Source organism: Trichococcus patagoniensis (genome assembly GCF_003051085.1).
GTDB lineage: Bacteria > Bacillota > Bacilli > Lactobacillales > Aerococcaceae > Trichococcus > Trichococcus patagoniensis.
In genome coordinates this window covers 1-15,303 of sequence record NZ_QAOM01000001.1, presented here as the reverse complement: position 1 = coordinate 15,303, position 15,303 = coordinate 1, and the positions used below count along the sequence as shown (strand labels likewise).

General features: G+C 47.7%; 13 protein-coding genes, 12 tRNA genes and 1 rRNA gene. 7 read left to right on the top strand and 19 right to left on the bottom strand.

Annotated elements, in window-relative coordinates:
* Positions 1 to 206 precede the first annotated feature (206 nt).
* The 3 genes from C8U37_RS00130 to C8U37_RS00120 all read left to right on the top strand — a co-directional run bounded on the left by C8U37_RS00130 (position 207) and on the right by C8U37_RS00120 (position 3,901).
* The gene (locus C8U37_RS00130; RefSeq protein ID WP_107996006.1) at positions 207 to 617 is read left to right on the top strand and encodes an Hsp20/alpha crystallin family protein; all 411 of its coding nucleotides are present in this window, start codon (positions 207 to 209) and stop codon (positions 615 to 617) included.
* Between the two features lie 148 nt (positions 618 to 765).
* Positions 766 to 1,242, top strand: a complete 477-nt coding sequence (locus C8U37_RS00125; protein WP_108031178.1) for an RrF2 family transcriptional regulator — start codon at positions 766 to 768, stop codon at positions 1,240 to 1,242.
* A 19-nt stretch (positions 1,243 to 1,261) separates the two neighbouring features.
* On the top strand, positions 1,262 to 3,901 hold the full coding sequence (locus tag C8U37_RS00120; RefSeq protein WP_108031176.1) for a YhgE/Pip domain-containing protein: 2,640 nt from the start codon (positions 1,262 to 1,264) through the stop codon (positions 3,899 to 3,901).
* Between the two features lie 280 nt (positions 3,902 to 4,181).
* On the opposite strand, the gene C8U37_RS00115 is transcribed toward C8U37_RS00120, so the two are convergent.
* Positions 4,182 to 5,627, bottom strand: a complete 1,446-nt coding sequence (locus tag C8U37_RS00115) for a glycoside hydrolase family 1 protein (protein ID WP_108031173.1) — start codon at positions 5,625 to 5,627, stop codon at positions 4,182 to 4,184.
* A 176-nt stretch (positions 5,628 to 5,803) separates the two neighbouring features.
* Here C8U37_RS00115 and C8U37_RS00110 point away from each other — a divergent pair, with 176 nt between their 5' ends.
* The 3 genes from C8U37_RS00110 to C8U37_RS00100 all read left to right on the top strand — a co-directional run bounded on the left by C8U37_RS00110 (position 5,804) and on the right by C8U37_RS00100 (position 7,166).
* Positions 5,804 to 6,157: a MerR family transcriptional regulator gene (locus C8U37_RS00110; protein WP_108031171.1), complete on the top strand. Its 354-nt coding sequence runs from the start codon at positions 5,804 to 5,806 to the stop codon at positions 6,155 to 6,157.
* A 183-nt stretch (positions 6,158 to 6,340) separates the two neighbouring features.
* The gene (locus C8U37_RS00105) at positions 6,341 to 7,009 is read left to right on the top strand and encodes a transketolase C-terminal domain-containing protein (protein WP_108031169.1); all 669 of its coding nucleotides are present in this window, start codon (positions 6,341 to 6,343) and stop codon (positions 7,007 to 7,009) included.
* Positions 6,975 to 7,166, top strand: coding sequence for a hypothetical protein (locus C8U37_RS00100; protein ID WP_108031167.1), 192 nt, complete (start codon positions 6,975 to 6,977; stop codon positions 7,164 to 7,166). Before C8U37_RS00105 ends, C8U37_RS00100 begins: the two co-directional genes overlap by 35 nt.
* A 180-nt stretch (positions 7,167 to 7,346) precedes the next feature.
* Here the strand turns inward: C8U37_RS00100 and C8U37_RS00095 are convergent, their stop codons facing one another.
* The 4 genes from C8U37_RS00095 to C8U37_RS00080 form a co-directional block, all read right to left on the bottom strand.
* Positions 7,347 to 8,084: an SDR family oxidoreductase gene (locus tag C8U37_RS00095; protein ID WP_108031165.1), complete on the bottom strand. Its 738-nt coding sequence runs from the start codon at positions 8,082 to 8,084 to the stop codon at positions 7,347 to 7,349.
* A 193-nt stretch (positions 8,085 to 8,277) separates the two neighbouring features.
* Complete coding sequence (locus C8U37_RS00090) at positions 8,278 to 8,655, bottom strand: MerR family transcriptional regulator (protein WP_108031163.1); 378 nt, start codon at positions 8,653 to 8,655, stop codon at positions 8,278 to 8,280.
* Between the two features lie 152 nt (positions 8,656 to 8,807).
* Complete coding sequence (locus C8U37_RS00085; protein WP_108031161.1) at positions 8,808 to 10,277, bottom strand: 6-phospho-beta-glucosidase; 1,470 nt, start codon at positions 10,275 to 10,277, stop codon at positions 8,808 to 8,810.
* Positions 10,278 to 10,295: 18 nt separating this feature from the next.
* Positions 10,296 to 12,164, bottom strand: a complete 1,869-nt coding sequence (locus C8U37_RS00080) for a beta-glucoside-specific PTS transporter subunit IIABC (protein WP_108031159.1) — start codon at positions 12,162 to 12,164, stop codon at positions 10,296 to 10,298.
* Between the two features lie 255 nt (positions 12,165 to 12,419).
* Between C8U37_RS00080 and C8U37_RS00075 the strand changes: the two genes are divergently transcribed.
* Positions 12,420 to 13,304 carry a MurR/RpiR family transcriptional regulator gene (locus C8U37_RS00075; RefSeq protein ID WP_108031157.1) on the top strand — a complete coding sequence of 295 codons (885 nt, stop codon included), beginning with the start codon at positions 12,420 to 12,422 and terminating at the stop codon, positions 13,302 to 13,304.
* Positions 13,305 to 13,428: 124 nt separating this feature from the next.
* On the opposite strand, the gene C8U37_RS00070 is transcribed toward C8U37_RS00075, so the two are convergent.
* From C8U37_RS00070 to rrf, 14 genes are all read right to left on the bottom strand, one after another.
* Positions 13,429 to 13,917, bottom strand: a complete 489-nt coding sequence (locus tag C8U37_RS00070; RefSeq protein WP_108031155.1) for a GNAT family N-acetyltransferase — start codon at positions 13,915 to 13,917, stop codon at positions 13,429 to 13,431.
* Positions 13,918 to 14,036: 119 nt separating this feature from the next.
* A tRNA-Leu gene (locus tag C8U37_RS00065) sits at positions 14,037 to 14,120 on the bottom strand.
* 38 nt (positions 14,121 to 14,158) lie between these two features.
* A tRNA-Cys gene (locus tag C8U37_RS00060) sits at positions 14,159 to 14,229 on the bottom strand.
* A gap of 33 nt (positions 14,230 to 14,262) precedes the next feature.
* Positions 14,263 to 14,334: transfer RNA gene (locus C8U37_RS00055), tRNA-Gln, on the bottom strand.
* 8 nt (positions 14,335 to 14,342) lie between these two features.
* A tRNA-His gene (locus C8U37_RS00050) sits at positions 14,343 to 14,415 on the bottom strand.
* Between the two features lie 20 nt (positions 14,416 to 14,435).
* Positions 14,436 to 14,506: transfer RNA gene (locus tag C8U37_RS00045), tRNA-Trp, on the bottom strand.
* A 33-nt stretch (positions 14,507 to 14,539) separates the two neighbouring features.
* A tRNA-Tyr gene (locus C8U37_RS00040) sits at positions 14,540 to 14,620 on the bottom strand.
* Positions 14,621 to 14,633: 13 nt separating this feature from the next.
* Positions 14,634 to 14,706: transfer RNA gene (locus C8U37_RS00035), tRNA-Phe, on the bottom strand.
* A 17-nt stretch (positions 14,707 to 14,723) separates the two neighbouring features.
* A tRNA-Asp gene (locus C8U37_RS00030) sits at positions 14,724 to 14,796 on the bottom strand.
* 2 nt (positions 14,797 to 14,798) lie between these two features.
* Positions 14,799 to 14,871, bottom strand: a tRNA-Val gene (locus C8U37_RS00025).
* 16 nt (positions 14,872 to 14,887) lie between these two features.
* Positions 14,888 to 14,959, bottom strand: a tRNA-Glu gene (locus C8U37_RS00020).
* A 24-nt stretch (positions 14,960 to 14,983) separates the two neighbouring features.
* Positions 14,984 to 15,072 (bottom strand) — tRNA-Ser (locus C8U37_RS00015).
* A gap of 52 nt (positions 15,073 to 15,124) precedes the next feature.
* Positions 15,125 to 15,198: transfer RNA gene (locus C8U37_RS00010), tRNA-Asn, on the bottom strand.
* 10 nt (positions 15,199 to 15,208) lie between these two features.
* A 5S ribosomal RNA gene (gene rrf, locus C8U37_RS00005) occupies positions 15,209 to 15,303 on the bottom strand; the annotation flags it as partial.

Here is a 15,303-nt window from a genome sequence, read left to right as displayed (position 1 = left end):
TCCGGCCTCTTCCGAGTACACGGTGCAAGGCATTAACTGATTCAAAACTCCTCAAACAGTTTACCATACTATCCGTTCGGAATCAGCTTTTGCTTTCGTCATCGCACTTTTTGGAACCGGATTCATATCGGTGGAATTATGATTTACGTAGGTATATACTGTGGGTGAACAAAAGGTTCAACCAAAAAAGAAAGGAGATTTTTCAAATGTCAAATGAGTTACGCAAAAGCAACAGTTTCTTCGACCTGCTGTCGGATACCGGATCGATGTTTCAAAATCGTTTTTTTCAGGAAATAAAATTGGACGTACATGAAACCGAGGACAACTATCAAGTCACAGCCGATCTGCCGGGCTACAGCAAAGAGGATATCACTGTGGATTATGACAACGACATTCTCTCCATTTCAGCCGTCCGCAAATCGGAAAAAATCGAAAAAGACGAAAAAGGACAAATCATCCGCCAAGAACGTTCTTCGGGGTCCGTCCACAGGGAAATTTATTTGAAAGGCATCAACGAAGAAGATGTTACAGCTACTCTGACGGATGGTGTCTTGAATTTGGTGCTTCCGAAAAAAGAACCTAGTGTACTTTCCAAACGTAAAATTGAAATTTTCTGATCCATAAAGAACAGACCGAGCAAACCGCTTCCTGGCTTGCTCGGCTATTTTTTTGCACTCAAAACGAATACTTTCACTTGAACAATCAGATATTAAGAGATAAAATACATCTATGGATAAAATATATCCACGAAAGAAGGCGAAAATGATGAAAATGAAAAGCGGTGTGGAACAGGCCATCTGCATTATGATCATGCTGGCGACCCAAATCGATCAGCGTCCGATAAAAAGCGCTATCCTGAGCAAACGTCTGTCCGTTTCCGATTCCTATCTGAAAAAAGTGATGCGCTCCCTTGTTGTTTCAGGATTGGTCGATTCCGGAGCCGGTAAAGACGGCGGGTTCAGATTAAGCCGGACACCGGAAGAAATCACGATGCTGCATATTTACGAAGCGATCGAAGGCGCACACAGCTTTGTCAGGCCTACCAATCTGGCCGAAAAGGTTTTCCTGCGTGCGGATAAAATCCGAGACAAGAAACAGGAGGTCCTCGCAGTATTCTTCGATGCGGAACAGCAATTCAAAAGCCGCTTGGAGAAATACACGCTCGACTCGCTGTTGGTCGAAGGCTCAGACAGGATCGGCGCCACTGATTGGGAGTCCATCGTCCTGTCCGCAGAAAATTAAATGAAGGAAGTGCAGCACCTTGTTGAAACAAGAATGGAAGTCTATCCTCAAAACGAAAAAAATGTTGATTATCCTGTTCGGGATCAGCTTGATCCCTTCCCTCTACACCGTCCTCTTCCTCAGTTCCATGTGGGATCCCTACGGCAAACTGGCCGAACTGCCGGTCGCCGTTGTGAATCAGGACATGGCCGTCTCCTATAATGAAGAAACATTGGGGATCGGTGACTCGCTTGTCGCCGGTTTAGAGAAGTCCGACAGCCTGGACTTTCATTTCGTGTCCGAGGAAGAAGCCGAAGCCGGACTGGCTGATGGTACTTATTACATGGCGCTGACCATACCCGAGAACTTCTCGGAAAATGCGATCACCTTGTTGGATGCAACGCCTAATCCGATGGCATTGACATACAGGACCAGTGCAGGCAGAAGCTATATCGCTTCAAAACTGACGGCTTCCGCCGCCAAAGAAATCAAAGATTCCATCTCCGCTGAGGTGACGGCCATCTACGCAGAGACCATCTTTGACAAACTTCAGACCGTCGCAGAAGGCATGCAGACGGCAGCGGATGGCAGCGCACAACTCAGCGACGGGACCGTCCAGATCAAGGAAGGCAACGAAAGCTTGAGCGAGAATCTCCAGGTGCTTGCGGACAGCTCCCTTAGCTTCCGTGACGGAGCCGAGACGCTGGCGGTTGGGCTGCAAACGTATCTGAACGGAGTCGGCCAGTTGGATGCCGGCGCCACTGCATTGAACGATGGTGCAGCCAAGCTGACAGCCGCTATGCCGGCATTGCAAACAGGCGTCGGCCGACTGAATGACGGCGCGGCTGCTGCGGCTGCCGGCAGTGTGTCGTTGAGCAACGGGATTTCCAGCTTGGCGACGAACAGCCTCATGCTTTCGACAGGTATGGACACCTTGAACAGCGGCATGGGCCAACTGTCGGAAGGCAGCGCATCGTTGACTGCAGGCTTAGCGGCGCTTAACACGAGTCTCACCAGTGCGGAACAACAAGCAAAACTGACTGCGTTGCAGAGCGGGCTTGACCAGATCAAAAACGGCATTGAAACTCTCGACAGCCAACTGCAGCAATCCAGTTTGTCAGAGGATTTGGCGACCGCCCTATCCCAATTGGACGGCTTATCCACCACGATTGCGTCGTTCCAAGCAGAATTGAACACCATCCTTGCTGCCGCGGATCCCGCCAGCAACACAACTGCCATTATGGCTGCAATCGCCCAAAGCGGAACCGAATTGACGAACGATCAGGAAGCGGCTGTCAACCAAGCCGTCTCAGCGCAGATGACCGTCATTGCGAATGAACAATCCGGTTCCATACAGACGATCACAAATGACCTCTCAGCATTGTCCGGCTTGAATGGGATAGATGCTTCCGCCATCACGCAGCAAGTGACTGCTCTCCAAAACAGCATCAGTAGTCTGTCTGCAGGCTATGCCACTGTTTACGGCGGTGCGACGACTCTCGTTTCCGGATACGGCCAGATTGGTGCAACCACCCAAGCCCTGCTTACCGGTGGGAAATCGCTCCAGGCTGGCATCAGCAACGCACAAAGCGGCTCCCAACAGCTTGCTGACGGCCTGTCCCAACTCAGTAATGGTTCCGAACAATTGGCTGAAGGCGGACAAATTCTGACGGAAGGCAATACTCAAGTGAGTGCCGGCTTGCAGACCCTGAACGAGCAGACCGGGACCCTTACAACAGGCGCGGCAGAACTCAAGGATGGAACCAAAGCACTGGCCAACGGAACCACACAACTTGTCGAAAACGGCAGCCTGCTGACCGATGGTACCAGTCAACTTGCTGTCGGAGCTGAAAAAATCAGTGACGGCTCCGGTCAATTAGCGGATGGTTCAGAACAACTGAATGCCGGATTGATCACATTGTTGAGCGGCACAGATGAACTGGGTTCTCAATTGCTCGACGGGAGCACCGCTCTGAACGCAGTCGATGCAAACGAGAACACCTACGCGATGATGGCTGAACCGGTCGTCACGAACCAGATCGAAACGGCTCCGGTCGCCAATAACGGCACCGCGATGGCGCCATATATGATGTCCGTTGCGCTCTTCGTCGGCGCCATCAGTCTGAACTTGATGTATGACATCTTCACTCCGCGCAATTATCCGAAAAATGGCCGCAGCTGGTGGGCCAGCAAAATCTCTGTCCTTGCCGCTGTCGGCATCTGCCAAGCCCTTATCATGGTCGGACTGCTTGTGAACGTGAACGGCTTGGCGCCATCTTCGATCGGAAAATTACTGTTGCTGTCCATTCTGACCGCCCTCGTCTCGGTGTCGATCGTCATGTTCTTCAATCTGCTTTTTGATAAAGTCGGCTCCTTCCTGATGCTGATTTTCCTCATTCTGCAGCTGTCTGGATCCGGCGGTACTTATCCGATCCAGCTGTCCAACAGCTTTTTTGAGGCGATCCATCCTTATCTGCCGATGACTTATTCGATTGATGCCTATCGTCAGCTGTTCGGACTCGACGGCAGCATCTCCATGGATCTGTTCATCCTGTTGGCGATCCTGATTGCCTTCAATCTGATGATCATCCTCTTTTACACGGTCAAACGGAAACAGTTACGCAAGGAAGACTTCGAGAGCGAGGAAAACCCGGCTGCTCTGGAAATCCAAACTGCTTAAAAAAGTCCATGAATGCCAAAACACGCACACCGGTATAGGATGTGCGTGTTTTCTTTATTCTTTACTGGGTGCGGACAGCATTGAGGACGGTAACGTGCGCCTGCTCCGGTGAGCAGTGGCTTCAACGGAGTTCAGCCAATATTCTGATTGCCATCTCCGTTGGGGAGAGCCTCGTCGGAGGTTCGGCTGATAGTTTAAGCTGTACTCCGGTGAGTGCTCCGCTTACCGGAGCTGAGAACCATTTGCGTCACGATCATCGAGCCGGTCCAGTTTTCCAAACTTAATCCTCCAATACCATCTCGCCGTTTGTGGCAATCACTTCTTTGTACCAGCCGAAGGATTTTTTCTTTGAGCGTTCCAATGTACCGTTGCCCTCGTCATCTAGGTCCACATAAATGAAGCCGTAGCGCTTGCTCATCTCTCCTGTGGATGCGGACACAAGATCAATGCAACCCCAAGGTGTGTAGCCAATCAGGTCCACCCCATCCAGAACAGCTTCATGCATCGCCTTGATGTGTTCCTTCAGATAGTCGATGCGGTAATCGTCCTGTACGGAACCGTCCGCTTCCTTGATGTCCTTTGCACCAAGACCATTTTCGACGATGAACAACGGCACTTGATAACGATCCCAAAGATCATTCAGGGAAATGCGCAAGCCCATCGGATCGATCTGCCAGCCCCATTCGCTCGCCTTCAGGAATGGATTTCTGACACCGTCCATCAGGTTGCCTGCAGCTGCATCACTTTCCCCCGGAGTCCCGACGACATCAGTCGCCATACTCATGTAGTAACTGAAGCCTATGTAATCAACCGTATAATTTTTGATCAGTTCCAGGTCGCCTTCTTCCATGACTGGCGCTTTGGCATCATATTCCTGCAGCAGACGGTTCGTGTATGTCGGATAAGCCCCTCTTACTTGCACATCGCTCGTGAAATAGTCGAAAGCCCTCTCTTTAAATTGCGAAGATAATTGGTTTTCCGGATGCGCATTCAATGGATAGAATGGCGCATAGATCTGCATGCAACCAATCTGGATATCTTCGCGCAGCTCATGGCCGATCTTTACAGCAAGAGCGCTTGCGATGAATTGATGGTGCCAAGCCTGAAAACGGTTCGTGAAGTCATCGGCACCCGTGCTCGGGATCAGCCCTTGCGACAATGTCGGAAATTCTAAAGCCGAATTGATTTCATTGAATGTCATCCAATATTTTACTTTTGATGCAAAACGTTCCAGGACGACTTTAGCGTAACGTTCAAAGAAGCCAACAATCTTACGGTTTTTCCAGCCACCGTATTCCTTAGCCAGATACAGCGGCATTTCGTAGTGGGATAAAGTGATGACCGGTTCAATTCCGTATTTCAAGCATTCGTCGATCAGCTCCCCGTAGAAATCCAAGCCTTTTTCATTCGGTGTCTCCTCATCGCCCCGCGGAAAAATTCGGCTCCAGGCGATTGAAAAGCGATAGGCTTTAAAGCCCATTTCAGCGAATAAGGCGATATCTTCCTTGAAACGATGGTAGTGATCGATCCCGATGTGGTTCGGATAACCATATTTCCCCTTGTCGATTGACCAGTCGAATTCCTGCGAATTCAAAATAGCGAAACGTTGCTTCCCGCCCGGCATCGCATCCGCAACGGACGGCCCTTTCCCATCTGCATCGAAAGCCCCTTCACACTGATTTGCGGCAGTCGCGCCACCCCAAAGAAAATCCTTTTTGAAACTCATAATAATTGCCCCCTTTTTCATTGGTTTAACTGACTCAACTCTACCACTTAACCTTGACTTTAAGTCAACAGGGAATAGGAAATTTTATCCATTTGAAAATTTCGCTTGACTTAACCTTAACTTTAAGTTGTAAGCTTTGCCTATAAAACAAATTATGCCAAGCAGAGGTGAGAAAAATGAATATTTCAGAAGCAGCAGAAAAATCAGGACTGACAGCGGTAACCTTGCGCTATTACGAACGGATTGGTTTGATTCCGCCCGTGACCAGGGGCAACGGTGGCGTCCGGTTATATAAAGAATCTGATCTTGGCTGGATCGATTTCATCAAGTGCATGCGCAATGCCGGTTTGTCGATCGAATCTTTGATCGAATACACCTCTTTGTTCGATCAGGGAAAGGATACCGTCGTTGCTAGGAAGGAAATCCTGATCGAAGAACAGAAAAAAATGGAAGAACGTTACCATGAACTAGGCAAGACACTGGAAAAACTGAACAAGAAAATAGAACATTACGAACAGGAACATTCTTGAGAACTGCACGTACAATCAAAAGGAGCGACTTGGATTTTCATACACTACAAACAACAATTATTGATAAAGTGAACAACCCATTTGACGTGAAGAAACTGAATCTCGTAGAAATGGATCAATTGGCTGGAGAGATCCGCTCATTGCTATTGAACAAGATCAGCCATCAATGCCGCCATCCTTGGCATGTTTCGCCTGAATGTGTTCAAAGCCGCGCATCCGGAACACTTCTTCGATGTCGGCATCGCGGAAGGTCACTCGATTACGTTTGCGGCTGGCTTGGCTTCGCAAGGCGTCAAACCGGTTGTCTTCCACTCAATGACCTTCCTGCAGAGAGCCTATGACCAATTGTCGCAAGATCTGGCCATCAATGAATTGCTGGCTGTCTTGATTATCGGCGGTGGGAATATATCTAGTGGAGCGATGACGCATCTGGGTCTGTTCGATATTCCGTTGATCAAGAGCATCCCTAATTTCAACTATCTTGCGCCGACCAGCAAGGAAGAATTGCTTGCGATGCTGGATTGGGCTCTGCAACAGGAGAAAGGACCGATCGCCATCCGATTGCCGAACGGACCGGCCGTCTCAAGAGAAAATAAAATGGCCGACTTCCAATCGCCAACCTATGAGATTCTCCACAAAGGCAAACGAGTGGCACTCCTGGCATTGGGTTCTTTCCTTTCCCTCGGCGAACAAGTCACTGATCAGATGAAAGTCGAGACCGGCGAGGACATCACCCTCGTCAATCCGCGCTCCATCAGAGAGGTAGATGCAGATACTCTGAAGGACTTGGAAGCAACCCCTGACCTGATCGCAACGCTTGAGGACGGTTCTTTGGCTGGCCGGATTCTGTGAACAGATTGCGGCCTTCTATGGGGCTTCAGCTGTCAAAGTTCTGAACATTGGCGCGAAGAAAGCCTTCACGGAGAATGTTCCGCTTGAGGCGCTTTATGAAGAATTCCATCTGACGCCTGAGTGGATCGTAAGGGATATACTGGCAGCTTTGGCTTAATCCGTTTTACGGAAGTTGCCCAGTCCCGCTAATTTCATCACTACATCAAAAAATCCCTTCCGACATTGAGCAGTTGATGTCGGAAGGGATTTTTTTGGTTGGACTGATCGCAAGCTGAGCCAAGCAGCATTATTCAGCATTTTTTTTCGTTGCCTTATTCACCGCCTTGCTGGCTCCTGGTTACACCGCTTGTGTTGTCGGACGGACAATCATATCACTGATGGACATCCGATCTGGCGTGTCGATCGCAAATACTACTGCCGTGGCGATATCTTCCGACGTCAAGCCCCATTCTATTTGTGCTTTGCGCACTTCCTCGGCCGTCTTGCTGTCGCTGATTGTTTTGTACAATTCTGTTTGCACAGCCCCCGGAGAAATGATGGTCGATTTAATATTGTTCATACGTTGTTCTTGACGCAATCCTTCCATGATGGCGCGCACAGCAAATTTTGTGCTGCAGTATACCGCTGAATCAGGATAGACGACATGCCCTGCTACCGAATCGGTCGAAATGATGTGACCGGATTTTTGCTCTGCCATCAAGGGCAGTACTGCAGAAATGCCATTCAACACACCCATGATATTGATATCCAACAGTTCTTTCCACTCGTCCCGGCGACCTTCAACCAATGGAGCGGTAGGCATAACTCCTGCATTGTTGAACAGCACATCGACATGGCCATAAGTTTCGACAGCTAAATCGACCACTTTTTTTACATCCTCATAATTGGAAACATCTGCTGCTTGATAGACAAGTTCTGCATCCGGCAATGAACTTTTGATTTCAGCAAGGCGATCTTCGCGACGTGCCGCGATCACAAGCTTTGCCCCTCTTTCAGCCAATAGCCGCGCGGTCGCTTCACCTATTCCGCTTGAAGCACCCATGATAATGACAACTTTTTCTGTCAATGATTTCATTTTATGTTCCTCCTCTGATTCTTTGATAGTTTGACTTTAACACTTAACCTTGACTTTAAGTCAAGGTTGAAGTTTATATCATTTCCTACTGCAGGTCAGCAATCCTCTCTTTCTTCCGTTAAGTTTGTACTTCCGGAAAGCAAAAAACCAGCAGCACGCTTATCCGCTGTTGGTTTCTTTGGTTCTGCATATCTTAATGGGGCAGGCTCTCCTCCGATTCCCACAGATCGCCTTCATAGCTTTTGATTTTTCCGTTCAGGCGTTCGATCGTTTCGCCGATTTCCTTGTACTTCAGGAGCAACAGGTCCCGCTCTCTGATCAGGATATTTTTGCGTTCTTCTGCTGTATCCATCCCGTTTCTGAATAAAGAAGTATACTCAACGAGCGACTCGACGGACAGTCCCGCACTGCGCATACATTTTATGAACTCGATCCAACCAAGGTCATCCTCTTGATAATCCCGGACACCGCCATTCTTTCGGGTCACGGGAGGGATCAGACCCTCACGTTCATAGTAACGCAGCGTCGCAGCTGTGAGCCCCATAATTTTTGCAGCTTCAGAGATATTCATAAAGTTCTCATCCTTTCTCGTATACAGTATACAACAAACGGAAAAGGTTGGCGCCAAAAGAAGTCTGAAAGATTTCCCACCCATAGTGGTTTCTTTCAAACTTCTTTTTTCGATCATGTATAGGAAAATTTAAATCTATGCCCCTGCATCAACTACTGAGGAACAGCTGTTGGCTCCTGTATTTCCAGATTGTCGCTGGACAAGTCCAAGCCATTCGTTTCGATGACTTTTTTGTACCAATAGAATGATTTTTTCTTGAAGCGGTCCAAAGTGCCGTTGCCTTCGTCATCCCGGTCCACATAGACGAACCCATAACGTTTGCTCATCTGGCCGGTGCTGGCGGCGACCAGATCGACACATCCCCAAGTCGTATAGCCCAGCAACTCGACCCCATCGATTTCGACGGCATCGGTGAACGCTTCGATATGCTTGCGCAGATATTCGATCCGGTATTCATCCTCGACAAACCCATTCTCATCAGGCACATCGACCGCGCCCAGGCCGTTTTCAACGATGAACAGTGGCTTCTGATAGCGGTCATACATTTGGTTCAATGAATTGCGCAGACCCATCGGATCGATTTGCCACCCCCACTCGGAAGATGGCAAGTTCGGATTCTTGATGGTTGCAAAGATATTTCCGGTCGTTTGTTGGTAATCTTCTGCGTACGCGCTGACTGTCCGAGAGGAATAGTATGAGAAGGAAACGAAATCCACCGGCGCAGAAGCCAGAATGTCTTTGTCCTCTGGCTCCATCTTGATTTCCAAGCCTTCCCGCTCAAATTTCTTCAGGGCGTAATTCGGATATTTCCCGCGCGCCTGGACATCGATGAAGAAGTAGCCTTCGCGGTCGCGATCGATCGCTTCCTTATAGTCTTCCGGGCGGCACATGTACGGATAGTGGTTCCCGCCGGCCAACATGCAGCCCACCTTGTTGTCCGGATCGATCTCATGTGCGATCTTAGTGGCTGCTGCACTGGCGACCAACTGATGATGGGCAGCCTGATATTTCACCTGATTCTCGTTCTCACCCTCTTCAAAGACGATGCCGCCGCCTACGAAAGGTTGGTGGAGCAGAATATTGATTTCATTGATCGTCAGCCAGTAATTCACCAATCCTTTATAACGCGTCAGGACGGTTCTTGCATATTTGGTGTATAAATCAATCAATTCGCGGTTTCGCCATGAGCCATATTGTTTGATCAGGTGCAAGGGTACATCGAAATGAGCGATTGTGACTAAAGGTTCGATATCATACTTCCGCAGTTCCTTGAAAACCTCCTCGTAGAAGCGCAATCCTTCTTCATTCGGCTCCTGGTCATCACCATTCGGAAAAATTCTTGACCAGGATAAGGACATCCGATAAACTTTGAATCCCATTTCTGCGAACAATTTGATATCTTCCTTATAGCGATGATACATATCAATCGCCTCTTTAGCGGGATAATAATGCTCCTCATCCCACTCCAGCATCTTTTGCTTGCCGGCCGCGATCAGCTTGCGATCTGGTCCGGTCGGCATGACATCAATGTTCGATAGCCTTCTTCCGCCTTCAAGAACGCCTCCTTCTGCCTGATTGGCGGCACTTGCTCCACCCCATAGAAAATCTTTTGGTAATGTCATACTTTAAATTCCTCCTGATTAAATGTGAACCGTCAGCATCACATTGTTGCTATTTTTAATTCCCAAATCATCGTGTTTCACGTCGCTGTAGTTGCCAGTATTCGTTACGACCACTGGTGTTTGAGTCACGTAACCGGCTTCGCGGATGCTTTCCAGATCGAAGGTCAACAAAGTCTGACCTTGCTTGATTTTGTCCCATTGCTTGACATGTGCTTCGAAAAATTTCCCGTTCAATTCAACGGTGTTCAAGCCTACATGGATCAGCAGTTCCACGCCATCATTGGACAGAAGACCGATGGCGTGCTTTGTGGGGAACAGACTGACTACTTCCCCGTCGAAAGGCGCAACAACTTTGCCTTCAATAGGTTCAAAGGCTACGCCTTTACCCAACATTTCCCCAGAAAAAGCTTCATCCTGCACTTTAGATAGCGGAAGCATTTCACCGTTGATCGGACTCTTGATGCTGACAGACGAAACTTGGGTTGTTTGAGACGCTGTCCTTTCATTCGCTTCGACAACTACCACAGCCGGTTTCTCATATTTCAAACTCAGCAGGTAAGTTGCGATGGCTGTCGTTACTGCACTGATTGCAATTGCGATGAGGATATTGTACAAGTTGGAAATATCTTCCCCGATGTACAAAGGGATGGCCGGCAAACCGGATGAGCCTGTCGCATATCTCGAAGCGCCGCTCAAACCAGCATACAATCCACCTGCTCCCCCACCAATCATTGTTGCGATCAGCGGATATTTCTTCGGTAGAGCGATACCATACAACGCCGGCTCGGTGATCCCCATCAAAGCAGTGATCCCGCTTGATGTGCCAAGTAGCTTCTCAGATTCTACTTTAGTGACACGGCTGGTGACCAACGCGGCAACGCCTGTCGCGATATTCGAAACCATCGCTCCCGGCCCAAAAATATTTGCATATCCCACAGAAGTCAATTGGATGACATCCAACGGTCCGACACTTGTATGAATACCGAACATAACCATGATCGGCAAGAGTGTTCCGACAATGACTGCAGGTGCCCAAGGAGCAACGCCGCGGATGATTTCAAACCCTAAAGCAATATATTCACCTGCATATGATCCGATCGGTCCGACAGCAACCAATGCGACGATGCCTGTCAACAGAATCGTGAACATCGGAACGAATACGATTTTGACTGCATTCGGAATCACTCGGTTAAAGAATTTTTCGATATAAGACTGAACGATGACGATCAGCAAAATCGGAATGACGCTGGATCCGTAATTCACCAAGCGCATCGGCATGGAGAAAATTTCCACTGGATTCCCTTCCGTGATCAATCTTCCCATATTCGGGTGCAGCAGCACGCCGGCTAAAGCCATCGCAAGATAAGGACTGCATTTCAATTTTCTGGCTGCAGTGGAAGCCAATAGGAACGGCAGGAAATAGAAAACGGCATCAGCCATGAAATTGATTACGAAATATGTTTGGCTCTCATTGGAAATAACTTTGAATAATACCAATAATGCAAGCAAAGCTCTGATCATACCGGCTCCACTTATCGCAGGGATGATTGGGGTGAATGCTGAAGAAATGAATTCGACAGCCATAAGGGCCACATTTTTCTTTTTGTTATCCGAAGCGTCGACAGACTCGGTCATTTCACCCAACAATGACTGCATTTCTTCATAAACCTCGCTGACATGTGTGCCGATCACAACCTGAAATTGCCCTCCGCTGTTGATGACTCCCGCAACTCCATTCAATGCTTTCAATTCCGCAACATTTGCTTTTGATGCCTCATAAAGATCAAAACGAAGTCTGGTCTGACAATGGATCAAATTGCGGACATTTATCTCTCCTCCAACCAATCCAACGATGTCTTTAGCTAACTGTTCATACTTTTTGCTCATCTGGGAAACCCCTCTCTTTTATTGAATAGCGCGCTTTCGCTTTACATATCGACTATACTTCTTGAGAGGTGCGCTTACAATACATCGGATCCAAGTCGGCACAGCGTTTCGTGGAAACAACCAACTTCATTGGAATAGGCGAAATAATGCGAAACGTTTTCATAAAATTTCATAACTGCAGAAGGTTTCTGATATAATACTTTTTGGAGTGTACTGTTATTACTGTATAAAACAAACGCCAATGGAGGTGCTTGCATGAAACTTATTCAAAAAATCGAAGACTATACGATTTTATATAAAGACTCCCGATCGCAAATTGCTGAATTTTTAATCCACAACAAGGATGACCTTAACAACTATTCAATGAATGATATTTCCAAACAAACCTATTCATCGAAAACGACATTGGTCCGTTTTGCAAAATCACTGGGATTCAGCGGCTGGAAAGAACTGATCAAGACATTGATAGAAGAAATCCGCTATGAAGAGACGCATTATTCCGCCATCAGCCCAAATATCCCATTCGACAAAAATGATTCTTTCCAGAAGATCGTTCAAAACATCTCCACAGTCCAAATCGAAAGCATCAATGACACCGCCGACCGCATCGATACCGCTGCTCTTGAAGAGGCTGTAGGGAAACTGATCGGCGCGAACAGAATCGTTGTGCTGGGAATGAGCCCAAATAACTTGCTGGCTGAAATTTTCCGACGAAAAATGGCGACGATCGGCAAAATTGTCGAAGTGGCTCCTCCTGGTGAAATCGGTATAATCGCTTATTCTCTGACCAATAAGGATACTGCCATCGTCATCTCGTACTCTGGAAATGATGTCTCCCGGGAACCGATGAAATTCATACCGGATATGAATTCAAAAGGTGTGAAACTCATCGGTATAACAAGCGATGGGTACAATTATATGAGACAGGAGATCGATACCGTTCTGACCATTTCCTCCAGGGAGGGACTCTACAAAAAGATCAGCAATTTCTCTACCGAAGAATCGATACTGTTCATTCTAAATGTGCTCTATGCTTGCTTCTTCTCGACAGAATATATAAAACATTACACCTACAAACTAAAGAATTCGATAAAATTGGAAGAATCCCGCCGCATAAGACAAATGGATCTGAAGGAATAATTTGCTTTCCTGGTAATAGATGCAAAAAAAAATTTCGTCGCAATCTATCTTGATTGCGACGAAATTTTTTATATTCAGGCAGAAGTCTGTCTCGCTCTTCCCTACCCAATTGCACGAGTTCGACTCAGGTTAACTCCAGATAAAACGGCATGATATCCACAAAACTGCCGTCATCCATTTTAAAGCCCCCAGGAATGGTCCCCAATTCTTTGAACCCTAATTTTTTGTAGAGGTGAATCGCTCCCTTATTGTTGGCAACCACCGCATTGAACTGCATGATGCGGAACCCGGCCTGCTTAGCCATCTCCAGCGAATGTACCACAAGTTTCTCACCAATGCGCTTCCCTCTTTGATCCTCTTTAACAGCGTAAGAGGCATTCGCGATGTGACCGCAACGTTCGATATTGTTGGGATGAAGAATATACAAACCAACTAATACGCCATCTTCTTCCGCTACGCCGGTAAAAGACTGTTCCGCGAAAAAGACTGCCGCTTCAGTCATTGATAAGCCGTTTTCTTGGGGGAAATACTTACCTTCCATAACGACATGATTCCAAATACTTGCCATTGCTCCCAAATCATTGTCGCTAAATTCCCTCATAACGATACCCATCACACTACCCACTTTCGCATACAAATTCACTGATTATATTATAACCCAAACTACGATTCGCTATGCAAAAAAAATAAGCCCACAACGATGAAATCATCGTCACAAGCTTATTTATCTGATACCGGCGGCCGGGGTCGAACCGGCACGCCCTCGCGGGCACTGGATTTTGAGTCCAGCGCGTCTGCCAATTCCGCCACGCCGGCATGATAATAAATTAATTACGATAGATCACCTATCGGAAAGGCGGTAACCGGATTTGAACCGGTGATAGAGGTTTTGCAGACCTGTGCCTTACCACTTGGCTATACCGCCGAGATGTTGCTATTGGAAAATGTTTGAAAAAAACTGGGCTAGCTGGATTCGAACCAACGAATGACAGAGTCAAAGTCTGTTGCCTTACCGCTTGGCGATAGCCCAATAAAGAGGGCGACCGATGGGAATTGAACCCACGAATGCCGGATCCACAAACCGGTGCGTTAACCACTTCGCCACGATCGCCATGATATTAATTTAAAAAACAGGGGTAGTAGGACTTGAACCCACACTGACGGTTTTGGAGACCGTAGTTCTACCTTTAAACTATACCCCTATGGTGCGAATTTGAAATTTAATCCAAAAAAAATGGAGGGAGGCAGATTCGAACTGCCGAACCCGAAAGAGCGGATTTACAGTCCGCCGCGTTTAGCCACTTCGCTATCCCTCCAACATATAAAAAATGGTCCGAGACGGATTCGAACCGCCGACACCTTGAGCTTCAATCAAGTGCTCTACCAACTGAGCTATCAGACCAAAATAAAATTTAAAAACGGCTCCGACGGGATTTGAACCCGCGATCTCCTGCGTGACAGGCAGGCATGTTAACCCCTACACCACGGAACCAATGGAGGTTGACGGGATCGAACCGCCGACATTCTGCTTGTAAGGCAGACGCTCTCCCAGCTGAGCTAAACCTCCATAATGCTGGTAAATATGATCCGTACGGGAATCGAACCCGTGTTACCGCCGTGAAAGGGCGGTGTCTTAACCGCTTGACCAACGGACCAAGATATTCATTATACTGGGAATACGGAGAGTAAGGGATTCGAACCCTTGAGACAGTTTAACCCGCCTACACGATTTCCAATCGTGCTCCTTCGGCCGCTCGGACAACTCTCCAAGTTCCGATAAAATCTTATTCATATCAAATGCATGAGACTTAACCGAAAAACTCCGCAAGTAGGACTCGAACCTACGACATCATGATTAACAGTCATGCGCTACTACCAACTGAGCTATTGCGGAAAAGCAAAAAGCGCGGCAACGTCCTACTCTCACAAAGGGAAACCCTTCACTACAATCGGCGCTAAGAAGCTTAACTTCTGTGTTCGAGATGGGAACAGGTGTGAC